The 13094-nt window shown below is 55.4% G+C and carries 8 protein-coding genes and 3 pseudogenes; 3 read left to right on the top strand and 8 right to left on the bottom strand.

The annotated features are described in order from the left end of the window. The 5 genes and pseudogenes from G442_RS0118365 to G442_RS24660 form a co-directional block, all read right to left on the bottom strand. Positions 1–434 (bottom strand): annotated as a pseudogene (locus tag G442_RS0118365) (IS5 family transposase); the annotation flags it as partial. Positions 435–667: 233 nt separating this feature from the next. Next, a complete protein-coding gene (locus G442_RS0118370; protein WP_161628403.1) occupies positions 668–1519 on the bottom strand; it encodes an ABC transporter substrate-binding protein in 852 nt (283 codons plus the stop codon). 109 nt (positions 1520–1628) lie between these two features. After that, positions 1629–4265, bottom strand: coding sequence for a TonB-dependent receptor plug domain-containing protein (locus tag G442_RS23375; RefSeq protein WP_456303712.1), 2637 nt, complete (start codon positions 4263–4265; stop codon positions 1629–1631). A 77-nt stretch (positions 4266–4342) separates the two neighbouring features. Then, entirely contained in the window at positions 4343–5665 is a 1323-nt protein-coding gene (locus G442_RS0118380; RefSeq protein WP_026399139.1) for an LLM class flavin-dependent oxidoreductase, read from the bottom strand. 284 nt (positions 5666–5949) lie between these two features. Then, a pseudogene (locus tag G442_RS24660) lies at positions 5950–6566 on the bottom strand (IS5 family transposase). A gap of 109 nt (positions 6567–6675) precedes the next feature. Between G442_RS24660 and G442_RS24665 the strand changes: the two are divergent. After that, positions 6676–7194, top strand: a complete 519-nt coding sequence (locus G442_RS24665; RefSeq protein ID WP_161628404.1) for a hypothetical protein — start codon at positions 6676–6678, stop codon at positions 7192–7194. Between the two features lie 52 nt (positions 7195–7246). Here the strand turns inward: G442_RS24665 and G442_RS0118395 are convergent, their stop codons facing one another. Further along, on the bottom strand, positions 7247–9769 hold the full coding sequence (locus G442_RS0118395) for a TonB-dependent receptor plug domain-containing protein (protein WP_371863424.1): 2523 nt from the start codon (positions 9767–9769) through the stop codon (positions 7247–7249). A 439-nt stretch (positions 9770–10208) separates the two neighbouring features. Between G442_RS0118395 and G442_RS0118405 the strand changes: the two genes are divergently transcribed. After that, complete coding sequence (locus G442_RS0118405; protein ID WP_246789542.1) at positions 10209–11201, top strand: ABC transporter substrate-binding protein; 993 nt, start codon at positions 10209–10211, stop codon at positions 11199–11201. A 428-nt stretch (positions 11202–11629) separates the two neighbouring features. Here G442_RS0118405 and G442_RS24150 read toward each other — a convergent pair whose 3' ends face one another. Then, a complete protein-coding gene (locus G442_RS24150) occupies positions 11630–12340 on the bottom strand; it encodes a DUF2190 family protein (protein WP_051292540.1) in 711 nt (236 codons plus the stop codon). Positions 12341–12381: 41 nt separating this feature from the next. On the opposite strand from G442_RS24150, the pseudogene G442_RS26515 reads away from it, so the two are divergent. Further along, positions 12382–12718, top strand: a pseudogene (locus tag G442_RS26515) (VapC toxin family PIN domain ribonuclease). Positions 12719–12749: 31 nt separating this feature from the next. Here the strand turns inward: G442_RS26515 and G442_RS24675 are convergent. After that, on the bottom strand, positions 12750–13094 hold a 345-nt coding region (locus G442_RS24675; protein WP_026398370.1), incomplete at its 5' end, for an IS5/IS1182 family transposase.

Raw genomic sequence — 13094 nt, forward strand, 5'->3', positions numbered from 1 at the left:
GGGCGTCAGTGACACGGCGACCGCCTTTCCCGCAGCATCGACAATGGCGTGGATTTTCGAAGTCAGTCCGCCACGGGACCGCCCGATGGCCTGATCCGCGCCCCTTTTTTACGGGCGCCTGCACTGTGCTGGTGAGCCCGGACAATCGTGCTGTCGATCATCATGTATTCGTTGTCACGATCGGTGGCCAGATGTCGGAAAATCCGTTCGATCACGCCGCCTTCGCACCAGCGACGCAATCGCCGGTGGACGTTTTTCCAGTCACCAAAACGGACAGGCAGGTCACTCCAGGGAATGCCGGCACGGTAACGATATAGAACCGCTTCCACGAACAGGCGGTTATCGGCAGCCGTTCCGCCGACATGGCCTTCACGACCCGGGAGAAGATCTTTTATTCGTTCCCACTGGCTATCACTCAGGCCATATCGTCGCATTCATTCTTTCCCTGAAAACAGAGAGAAAACATCACAGATCAAACGGGAGTACAAGCCTCATAGCGCCAGATGCTAACTGACGACACGCCCTAATACCCCACGCTAGTTAACGTGACAGCACCCACTGACCGCTTGCTCATCAGATCAGCGTAGCGCGGCTCAAGGTTAACGTGACATGACCGAACCCTCCTGAAGCCGCCGGCAACGAACCACTATAAATATCAAGAAACGTCTCAAAGAACGCCATTGAGGACCGTCGGGTCAAAAGCCTTCTTGATATCAAGACCCTTTTTAATAAGCCCGTAAGCAGAGAGTTTTTGATAAAGATCTGTCGTATCGTGGACGACTCGATCATCAATGGCGACTTCCTCCAACCTGCTACTTTCGACTGAACGTTGGGCAACTGCATCTGGCATTCGCGACACCCTGGCCAACGTCTTCCCATAGAGGTCACGATGAGCGCGCGCCCACACCATCGCACGGGCGATGCGATGCTGCAGGTCGATGATCGCAGCACGCTTAGTCTCCAGCGCGTTCCGATGCGCGATACCAAACACATAGAATGACAGGACTCCCTGCCCGTCGACCAGGATGCGGTCGTGGTCGATTTCCTGGCCCAGTGCGATATAGGGCTGCCAGGTCACCCACGCATCGACCTGTCCGGTTGCAAGCGAGAGCTGGGCAACATTCTGCGTCGCGTGAACGACATGCACGTCCCCCGGCGCAAGGCCGGCCTGTGCCAAATGACCATAAAGCAGGGGCTCGCCCAGCCCAGCGGGGCTGAGGATAACTTGCCGCCCCTTCAGATCCCTGACGGTGGCGAATGCAGAGTCGGCCCGCACCAAGATGGCCGCCCCCTGGCCACCGGTTAAATTAGCCCCAATCGCTACAATCGGCGCCCCTGCAGCATAGGCGAACAGAAAGGCAACATCGCCTGCGCGGCAGAAGTCAATTGCTCCAGCGTTCTGCGCCTGAAGCAACGGTTGCGCCTGGGTGAATTCCTTCCATTCAATGCGGTAGTCCGTGGGGGCACCCTCCCCCGCCGCGTCTAGCAAAGAACGAAGTGAACTGTTCTGGTCGCCCACCAACAGGATGGGCGACCCCGACGCCGACGCGCGGCCCGTCGCGGCGGTCTGGCCAGCAAGGGCACTCGCACCGACGAGGAAACCACGGCGTGAGGTCCACGAGGTCCCGTCACCACGAATAACGCAATTTCCCATAGAAGTACGACCCTTCAGCGCCATAGATAGACGCGGTGCTGTAATTGGGATTGACCTGATAGAGCGAGGACGCGGCCTGCGCACGGGCGTTCAGCACGTTTGGCCGCTTGTTAAACACGTTGTTGCCGCCGATCTCCGCGACCCAACGAGGCCGAAAGCGATAGCTGATATCGAAATCCATCAACCATGCGGGACCGACCGTCTCGTCGTAGGCCGGACCCTGGTTTGACAGGTTCTTCGTCGATGAATATCGCGAAATGCGCACGGTTGTCGAAACCGGGCCGTAATTCCACGTTCCAGTGAGGCGCAATGTGTTTCGCGGGTAGATTGTGGTCAGGTTACCGATTTCATTACGGAACAGAGGTTGAACTGCAGAGCCCAGGTTGATGGCCAGCGGGTTGATCCGCTTGATCATGTGCTGTTGCTGGTTCATCGTCACGCCCCACAAGACAGTGCCTGCATCGCCGAAATCGCTCAGGTAGTGAGCTTGGAGATCCATCCCTTCTGTCTCGGTGTGTGCGGCGTTTCGCATGAACGTGTACTGGTAGTAATTCCCATCATTCGGAACTGCTCCGCTAGCATGGAGGATATTCATGACCTGCTCACCGGTGATGCCGTTTCCGGACACGCTCAGTGGGATGATCTGGTTGAAGATGTCGATACGATAGATATCTAGCGAAAGATCGAAATTCCGGATTGGCGTCAACACGAACCCGAGTCCGAAATTGTGCGAAGTTTCCGGTTTCAATGGAGACGCGCCCAGAGCGCGGGCCCCGATATTATTAACGGAAGAATAGACATTCGTGGTTGTGATCAGCGCATTGTTCGCCTGCGAGTTAGTGGAGTAGAATGTTGCCTCGCTTTGGAAATATTCCTGCTGTAGTGTGGGGGCATGAAAACCATTGCTGGCAGATCCACGAAAGGCTAACCACGGCGTAACCTGATAGCGGGTAGATACCTTGCCATTGGCGGTATTGCCGAAATCGCTGTAGGTTTCATTGCGGCCGGATAGCTGGATCGACAGGGCTTTCGTTAATTGCTGATCCAGTTCTACGTAAAATGCGCCGTTCATTCTCGAATAGGCACCAGCCGCGTTGGGATAGTACGCGCCGAGACCAGCTGCGCTGGGCAGGGAGCGGACACCGTTGGGGAAAATGTAGCCGCCATCAGCCCACGCCGCTCGTTCGCCGGCGCCAATTTCGTACTGATTGTAACGATACTCCAGGCCTCCCGATACAGAAAGTGGATATTTAAACAAACCGGTATCGAACTTGCGTCGCAAATCAAAATCCGCAGTCAATTCAGAATTGGTCAACGTTCCGAGGTAGAAATTATGAGGGCTGGAAGGGCCGAGTGAAACATTGATCGAATTGCTTAACCCTAGGGCAGTCTGGTCGCGGCCATAGTTGACGCTAGCGTCCCATGCCCAGCCCAAAAAGTTCTTGCCACGCAAGCCGGAAGTAAACTGAAAATCCTGATCCTCTGTCGATATGATCGGCAGATAGCCTTCGGGGTAGACGCTGATGATATTCTGTGACGAATTGGATGGGCGGTACCAACCAGGCTCGTAGGCTGTACGGTGAGTATACGTGGCGAAGGAGTAAAACTCTCCCCATGCGCCGAGCGGAACCGCCATGTCATAAGAGACAGCTTGTTTTTCTGTTTCCGGAACGCCGTATAATTGACGATAACGGTTGCCGTACTCGCGCGAATCGAGCTGCCCGTTGGGCTGCAGCGGATAGAGCAGTGTGGGAGTGCCCCCCTTGCTCATCGGGGCGTATCCCGCAGTGTTGGTCCATTGATTGCCGATGATGTCGGCGCTGAGATTGATATACCCGCCAGCGTTGCCAATCCGGACACCCTTATTGAAGAAAAGGTTCCCGCCCCGCCCGTAATCGCCCAACGTTCCTACTGTCGACCCGTACTGATTGTAGCTGAGTTCGACGGAACCACCATGGTCGGCCTTCTTCAATATGATGTTAATCACGCCGGCGATGGCGTCGGATCCATATTGGGCCGCCGCGCCGTCCTTGAGGATTTCGATATGGTCGATCGCACTCATTGGAATCATGTCGAGATCGACTGGCGATTGCCCTTGCATGGCGCCGCCGTAGAAGATCGACGCTATCGTGTGACGCCGCTTGCCGTTGACCAGAACCAGGGTTTCGTTCGACGGCAAACCACGCAAAGATGCTGTCTTGGTTGTGAACCCCAGTTGCCCAGGATAGCCTGGGGTATTGTTGATGGACGGGTCCAGCAAGGAAAGCGCGTTACGCAAATCGGGCTGGCCCGTGCGCGTCAGGTCGGTGTGCGAAACGATGACGACCGGCGACATGCTGTGCGATGCGCGTACCGCCCCACGCGTGCCAGTTACGACCACCTGCTCAGTATCTTGCGTCGGCTTTTTCGGTGGGGTTCGCCGCCGCTCTGGTGGGGGTTTGCTTGCCACCGCAGTTACTCGCGACGTGGCCTGTTTCTCAAAGCCATCCGCGCGCGCTTCTGGGCCTCCAAGATGCAGCGCCGCGGCCGCGAAGACGAGCCCCGCCGTGATCCGCTCGCAAGAAGACGATGAAATTCTGCGGTACTTAGGCCTATATGCCATTTTACTCATTCGCTGATATGCTCGGAGTGCGCTGGAACGACCCAGGGAGCCTCTGGACACGACGTGGATGGGCAGGTTTTGGTCAGTCACAGCGTAACGGGATCGGGCAGCCCGAGATTCTCGCGCAGCGTCCGCCCGACATACTCGGTACGCAGCAATCCCCGACGCTGGAGTTCTGGCGCTACGAGCCGTACAAAATCGCCGATACCGTCAGGGGCCGACGTGAACATGATGTTGAAGCCGTCAGAGGCGCCGGTCCGGTACCAGCCTTCCATATCATCGACAATCTCACGCGCCGTACCCACGATGATACGGTGTCCCCCGCGCGTAAAGCGGCGCAAAACCTCCCGGGGCGTGGGACGATCGCGCCTGATCCAGTCCACGATCAGGGATTGGCGACTTTTATGACTGTTAGTTTCCGCAACGTCACCCAGTTCGATCGGTCGGCCAGCCGGCCATGCAGACAGGTCGATGCCCAGGCTGGCGTATGATGACAACCCACGTAGGCTCTCGCCGTGATCCAGATAGCGCAGGTAGTTTTCAAATTTCTCTCTAGCCTCAGCATCGCTTTCTCCAACAAACGGAGCTAGGCCGGGCAGAATGCGCAGATTCGCTTCTCCTCGACCATACGCAGCGGCGCGCTCTAAGATGTCGGCGCGGTACGCGCGCCCGGCAGTGGGATCGTACTCAGCTGTATATATGATTTCTCCGATTCTCGCGGCCAGCTCTCGCCCCGGACCAGAGGCGCCCGCTTGGGCCAACACCGGACGGCGTTGGACGGGAGGCGGCGCGTTAAGGGGGCCGGCTACACTGAAAAAGCGACCTTTATGATTCAGCGGACGCACCAGCGACGGGTCCAACCAACGTCCACTCTGCTTGTCGCGCAAGAACGCGGCGGGCGCGACGCTATCCCACAAACCGGTGACGACGTCGACAAATTCATGAGCGCGCTCGTATCGATCAGCATGGTCAAGATGGTGAGGCAGATTAAAATTCTCGCCACCGCCAGTGGCAGTCACGACGTTCCACCCCGCGCGCCCACCGCTGAGCCTGTCCAGAGAACCAACACGACGAGCAAGATTATATGGCTCGTTGAAACTGGTGCTTGCGGTCCCGATCAAGCCGATGTGGCGGGACGTAACCGCCAACGCAGCTAACAGAGTAAATGTGTCCCAGCGGGGCAACCCTGGTGAGTCGGCGACAGCGCGGGTATCGGCAATTGGCAGCACATTGTCGTAAAGGAAAATAGAATCGAAACGCCCCCGCTCCAACAAGCTGACGTAGTCGCGATAACGGGCAAACTCGATGTCGGCGTCAACGTCCTCATTGGGTGCTCGCCAGGCCTCGCCATTGGTCGCCGATCCGGTTAGATAGGCGCCTAAAGCAAAGTTGCGCTTTGGCTCCGTCATAAAAACACTTCTTTCAGTCGGGACGCCGACAATGATTGGGTTAACTCAACGTATTGCAAAACGTTACGGTCGACGGAGATAAATAAAACCAATATTTTTTTACTTATGATTTTTTCTATATTTATTTAATTAAAAATATAAATGATAATTATGACTGACATTTTTTGTATATAGAAATTTGATAACAAAAGTAAATGTTATTTATGCGTATCCCACACATTTCTCAGCCGAGAGATATTATAATTTTTCAGATTTCAGCGAGAGATTTGATAAATCAAGAACCATTATATCAAGTTGACAACTATGTTGAATGCGAAATCGAGTTGCGCTGTTGAGAGGAAAGTTGGTTTTAACTTGTCGTAGCGTGTCGCTACGATTCTGCCCCGCTTCGGACTGGCAAAAAGCGTTCGATGACGAGATCGGCCTCATTGAGCAATAACTCTGCCTCGGTAATGTCGGCGCTTTGCCCGGGTGTCACAGAAAGAACTACCGCCTTTTTCGCAACATCGGCAATGGCATCAATTTTGGAGACCAGTCCGCCACGGGATCGTCCGATGGCCCGGTCCGCATCCTTTTAACGATCGCCTGCTCTGTGCTGGTGAGCGCGGAAGATCGTGCTGTCGATCATCACGTATTCGCTGTCGTGGTCAGCAGTCAACTGCCGGAAAATCCATTTACTCACACCGTTTTCACACCGGAGGCGCAGGCACCAGTGTACGTTCCTCCAGTCCCCGAACCGGGCAGACAGAACACGCCTGAGAATGCCTGCACAGTAACGATACAGCACTGCTTCCACAAACAGACGGTTATCTGAAGCCGTTCCACCGATATTACCTTCGCAACCCGAAAGAAGATCTTTTATCTGCTCCCACTGACCATTGCTCAGACCATACCGACGCATGTACATATCTCCCGAAAAAACAGGCAGAAAATGCCGCGGAGCGGTTCCGGATTTGAGTGAGTCGCAATGGCTACCCATTACGCCTGATTTATGATGGTGGTTGGCCTCTATGTCGACGGCCCTATCAATTGATCTCCGAACTCGTATGCCAGCGGCGGTCGCCGAGGGAGCCAGCCATCGTGCCGCAGCGGCGCGGTTCGGTGTCGGCGCCACAAGCGTCAGCTACTGGGGGCTGGGTGGCGACCGCCGATCCAGCAGGATCGAAGCACGGCACGGGTTGATTTGTCGTCTTCTGGCCCACACACCGGACATAACAACCACCGAGCTTCGGGTGGCTCTCCCTGATCGCGACCACAGCTTTGGTCACGGCACGCTCCTGCCCTTCTTCGCTCTACACAGACTGACGCGCAAAAAAGACCGCGCACGCCAGCGAGCAGACCGACCGGCTATCCTGAGCCAGCGTCAAGCCAGGCTCGACGGGCAGATCGACCTAGATCCTGAGCGTCTCGTCGTCATCGACGAAACCTGGGCCAAGACCAATATGGCCCGCACTCATGGCCTGTGTGCGCGAGGACAGCGGTTGCGCATGGGCGTGCCCTTTGGTCACTGGCGCACGGCTCTGCTCTAAAACATATTGACGTACAAAGGCTGAATCGTAACCTGTCAACTAAAGAAGCACTCTAGAAGCTAACGTTTAAGCGTCCGTAATAATAGCCACCGACAATCGAAATCCCGGAGGCGCTCTGGTCATACATTCTTGGACCGAGATAGTTGTTGATGGGATTAAGCCTTCTCGGCCGTTGATTGAATATATTGTTGGCGCCAAGCGCAACATGCCAGTGGGGATCGATTCTGTATCCGACTTCGAGGTCAGTCAACCAGACCGGCGTGTTAACAAACTGTGCGAATTGCGTCGTGGAATAACGGATCGCTGCAGGCGCCAGATCCTCGTAGGACAGCATGGACGTTGTCTGACCGTAACGCGTTTGGCGTATGTTCACGTCCCACCGTCCGACAGCCCAATACGCGTTCAAAATAATTTTGCTACGCGGCGCAGCGGACGTCAGATATCCGATGGTCTGGGCGCTAGCCATCGGTTGGCCAAAGGCGTTGGTGTTGACGTGGTGAATACGCGTACGGTTGAGGTTGACGGCGAGCGAAAGATCCAGCGTACCGTATTGGCGAAGCCGCCACCGATAGTCCGCCTGAATATCTACCCCCTGCGTGCGCGTGCTTCCCACGTTCGCGAAATAGTTCGCGCTGATGTCGCTGATATCGACGCCGGGCCCCGTGGGCACCTGCACACCGGTCAACGCAATAGCATCATAGGCAGCCTGCCCGTTGACAGCTTGTGCTCCCGTAATACGGTCGCGGATGTTGATTTGATAGAGATCCGCCGAAATGTGAAGACCGTCTAGGGGTTCGACGATAATTCCACCCTCTATGTTTGTTGATCGTTCGGGTTTCAATGGATTGGCGCCGATCAGACGCCCGGCCGCGCTCGTAGTGGACAAAAGACCTGTAGCACCAGTCGGGCTGACGTTGAGAGAGCTGAAATGCTCCTCTGCGAGGCTCGGAGCGCGAAAGCCGTTGCTGATCGTCGCACGGACAGCGATCCGCCGGGTGATATCGTAACGCGTAGTAACCTTGCCTGTCTCGGTGTTGCCAAAGTCCGTGTAATGCCCGAATCGTCCTGCGAAATCGAGATCCCAGTGCTTCAGTGGATGAAAGTCGCCGTCTATGTAGCCCGCCCAAACATTACGTTGCCAATTTCCGGCGTTCTGAGGGGTAAGACCAGCATATGCGGCAGCGCCTCCATAGAGATAGGATGCGGGTTCGCCAGCCTTTATCTGGTAAGTCTCAAGTCGATGCTCTGCGCCTATAGCAAATGTCACCGGAACCAGGTGAGCAATGTTAAAATTCCGACGCATATCGAAATTACTTGTCCATTGCGCCATCGTGTAATTTTCTGCCCGGAATGACGTGGGCGACCAGCCGTAAGCTGATAACCAACCGGTGTTTACGCTATTTCTGTTACGGATGGCGTCTCCGTCTTGCCCGTATAACGTGCTGAGATCCCAATCAAAGCCGAACAAATTATCGCCCTTTACGCCGATATTGGCCTGAAAATCGTCTTCATCAATCACTTCGCGCGGAGAAAATCCGCCGGGATAATAGGAGGGAGCTATGCTCGGCAACCGGTAATTCTGGTATGATTCGGCGTGGCGGTGGGCATAGGTGATCAGGCCATAGGTTTTCACATTTTCATTAATGGGCTTTTCCCACTCGATGGACAGATTGCCGCGCGTTTCCTCTGGCGTCATCTGGCTATGATTCGAATCAGCAGGCCATGACGATGTCGTCGTCCATCGGTGATCGTCCGTGCCACGCGACTTCGAGACGAAGAAGTCAGTATGATAAGCTTGGCCGCTAAGGTGAACGAAGCCGTCGTTTCCCAGCTTGAAACCTCCATCCACACCAACCAGATATTGCCATCCGTCCCCATTATACGCGTTGGCGCCCGTCTGCGCGACGACGTTAAGGCCATGGTCGGTTCGCTTCGTAATAATGTTAATCACGCCAGCTATGGCATCCGAACCATAGAGGGCCGCGGCCCCATCACGAAGCACTTCAATATGATCAATCGCTGACGCCGGAATCATGTTCAGGTCGACGGGCGTCGATCCCTGCTGTGGCCCCCCGTCCGCATAAATGTTTCCTGTAACGTGACGTCGCTTTCCATCGACAAGAACAAGGACCTCGTTAGGATTCAGACCTCTCATCCGAATTGACGACGTCAGGGCCCCGGCGTCGCCAGCCAGATTCTGCGTCGTGATGGAGGGATCAACGCGGGTCAGGGCGTCCGCGAGATTTAACTGGCCTGACCGGCGTAATGCCGCTGACGAGATAACCGTGATCGGCGCAGAACTTGTGCGCGCGGTGCGGTTATAGGCGTGCGTGCCCGTCACGATGACAGTCTCGGCCGGAGCTTGAGCAGCTTTGCGCGCGCCAGAGACGGGCTTCGCTTCGTTTCCTCGCGGCCCGGATTGTGCCGGGACTTTAGAGGGTTCGACCTTCAGCCTAGGCGTTGACGACAGAGAGGCCTGGCGTTCCTGCTGTTGGGGGGTAGCCGCCGTGGCATGGCTGCAGAACGCAGACATCGAAACGGATGCCGCTAAAATCAAGCCTCTCTTCACGGACATAACGATAATTTCTCCAATGTTCTTTGTCGAAAAGAATTGGTTTTACTCATATTTTCAAGCGCGACCGTCGAATTTTACTAACATAGATTCTTTATATTGCACCGCATCAACACTATTAATTAATGAACATGTCATTTTTTTCGAAATTTAATTTTTTGCACATCATTAATAATATCGATATGTCAATGTGATTGTACCTATACATAGGCTTAAGTCGGATACGCTCTCCTAAAAATATTCAGGAATAATCGTCTCTTGAAGCTGTATGGATTCCAAAACCTGACGCACTTTGCCGTGGGCAAACGTGCTCAGGTTCATTGTTACGCCCACAATGCACGGCGAGATCGACCAATGAGCTTTGCCCACGACACCGTTGATGAATATTCACTGTCACTTGTCATCATTGCGATTCATGATGAACAGGTCACATTGCTACCGTGTGATTCAAACCGAGAAAAAAATATGCGATATCGTGATGAATTTTAAAGATATAACTGAAATTCAAACACCGAGCCGCCGCCAAATTCTGATCGGTCTGAGCGCTCTTGCATTGCCAGTGCGACCCGCTGGCGCTGACACTCCGCTACTCGTCGGAGATCAAAAGGGAGGCGCCAGATCGCTATTCCAGGCGTCAGGAGTTGCATATGCGGGAAGCGCGTCTCTGCGCTGGAGTTTATTTGCTGGCGCGCCGATGTTGATACAGGCCCTGACGGCGAACGCCGTAGACGTCGGCGCAATCGGCGATGCTCCACTTGTCTTCGCCCAGGGCGGAGGATCCCCCATCAAAGCGATCGCCGGCATCCAGACAGATGGTACGACGACAGCCGTCGTTGTAGCGAAAGCTAGCTCCATACAGTCGGTTTCCGATCTGAAGGGAAAGCGCATCGCGACATTGCGTTCTCAGACGGGTCATTACCTGACGCTTGCAGCGCTGCACGCCGCTGGGTTGAAATATGACGATGTGGAATTTGTGTTCATTCCTCCCGCCGCCGCGAAACTCGCGCTACAAACCGGTGCTGTCGACGCATGGGCGACGTGGGGACCTTATATTTCGAGCGCAAAAATTGTCGACGGAGCGAGGGAAATTGTAAATGGAGGCAAACTGATGAGCGGCCTGAGTTATGTAGTCGCCACAGATAACGCACTCCGAGACAAGCGAGAAAATATTCTGACCTATCTTCGCTCTTATCGGGTCGCACATCAGTGGATGCTTAAACACCCAGACTCTTACGCCACCGTATGGGCAGAGGAGGTAGGGTTGCCCCTACCGGTTGCTCGCGATGTGATCAAGGGCATGGTCGGAGAGGTAGTTCCTCTCACGGACGCAGTTATTGCCAAACAGCAGTTGGTTTCCGACTTTATGTCTGAAACGCGGCTCGTTCCACGTTCTCTCAATGCACACGCGATCATCGACTCAAGCTTCACATTCTAATCTCGAGACTCGGGACTCATTTGGGCTCAGGACCTATTAACTCATGGAAAAGAGCGGAGTGTTGCGCTTTCCAAGCTTACCGATGGAAGGAAGCCCTGTGAGTGATTTGTATCTGCTATCTGAACGCCTGTTGGTTCTAATCAGGACGTATTTTCCTTTGGCGCAGGGCGTGTCACGTGTGGACGACGGACGGGTTCTGGGCGGACTGACACGATCTTTTATATAGTAACGAAATTCCGTGAATTACTAGTTATTTTCCTATATGCAGTTTAAAGTTGCCTACGGAGTCCTCCGGTGCGTCCATCACAATGCGTTGGAGGATCAGGACTTCGCTTGAAATCAGTTCTGCAGGAGCCGCGCCAAGCTGCACCAGGTTGATTCGTGGGATCAGGCAGACGTCTTCCCGTCACAACCATTCGCGCATGACCTCAGGTTTGTCGCACATCATGGCGATGTTTGGCGGGTATCGCAGTCATGTTGTCGAGTGGGCGAGGCGTGATATCGGGAGGTATTTGCATCAGAAGGCACCCGACAACCGGACGTGAACAGTGGCCGCGCCCGCCGTCGCAGGCCTGCACGTAACTCCGAGGAGCGTGTCGCCGGTCGCCGTGACGGTGAGTGACTAGCTTTTGTGCCGCGTCCCAATAGGCGTTGACGCCTGGAGCGAACACGTCGCCCGCGACTTTCTTCAGTTTGAAGACGCCGTTCAGCGCGGCGTCGATAGGATCGCCAGTTGCAGCCGTGCCCGCGGCGATGCCGATCATAGAGTTCAGGATCACGACGTCGCCGGTCGTGTAGTCCGCCGGGCTGGACATGATGGAAGCATTATCGCCGGGTGAAACGTAGTTCATAGCCATTGTGTAGGTATCCCTTTTGTATCGGATGGTTTCGCCGTTGGCGTCGCGGACTTCCATGATGCCGGACGCCCGCGACAGCAACAGCGCGACGCAGGCCGACTGATGTGGGGGAGCATTACCGCCACCGAAACAGGCACCTGCGTTCTTGAAGGTGCTGCGGAAGTCAGTGACGGCGGCGCTAGCGTCGAGCGTCACGCGATAGCGCAGGCTCATCGTGTGAAACGACTGTTCCTGCAGGAACACAGGTCCGGGGCGCTGGCCGAGGTACAGATGCCGCAGCAACAGCAGGATGGCCTACGCTGCGAAGAGCCGATTTCCTTCGAATGACCCTGCTCGATACGAATGTGATCTCGGAGCCTTGTGGAAGTCCACCCCAGAGCCGCGTGTCTGGTGTGGATCGACCCTCACGCGATCGAGGCGTTGTCCCTGTCGGCCGTTACGATAGCGGAGCAGCGCTTCGGGATTGGGGCTATGCCGGCCGGCAGCGTTCTGTGTTGCATGAGTGGCTGGAGCAGGAGGTGTTGCCCTTGTTCGCGGGTCAGGTCCGAGGGATGGGCGGATGGCTATATCGCTGCGACAGCCGCGTCCCGTGACTATGCCGTGGCCAGTCGCGACGTGTTACCGTTCGAAACATCTGGTGTGCGGGTGCTCAATCCGTAGAAAGATACCTGCGGCGTGTCGCTAGGGTCTGTTAGGTCTTGAGATGATCTGCTGTTGCAGCGATGCAGATGACAGCCATGAAGGACGTAGCGGTTTTCTCATACCGCGTGGCGACTGCTCTCCACTCCTTGAGGCGTGCCCACAGGTTTTCCACCAGATGTCGGTGCCGATAGGCCCATTTCGGGCAGGCTACTTGCGGTTCGTTGCGTTTTGTCGGGATGACCGGGCGTGAACCCCTGTCCCATAAGGCCTCTCGAAACTGGTTCGAGGCATAGCCCCGATCGCAGACGACGTAGCGCGGGGCGTGCGGCAATGCGTCAAGGAGGGCCATGGCCGAGGGAAGTTCATGGGCCTGACCTGGTGTCAGGGTGAAAGA

The organism is Acetobacter nitrogenifigens DSM 23921 = NBRC 105050 (assembly GCF_000429165.1).
Lineage (GTDB): Bacteria > Pseudomonadota > Alphaproteobacteria > Acetobacterales > Acetobacteraceae > Acetobacter > Acetobacter nitrogenifigens.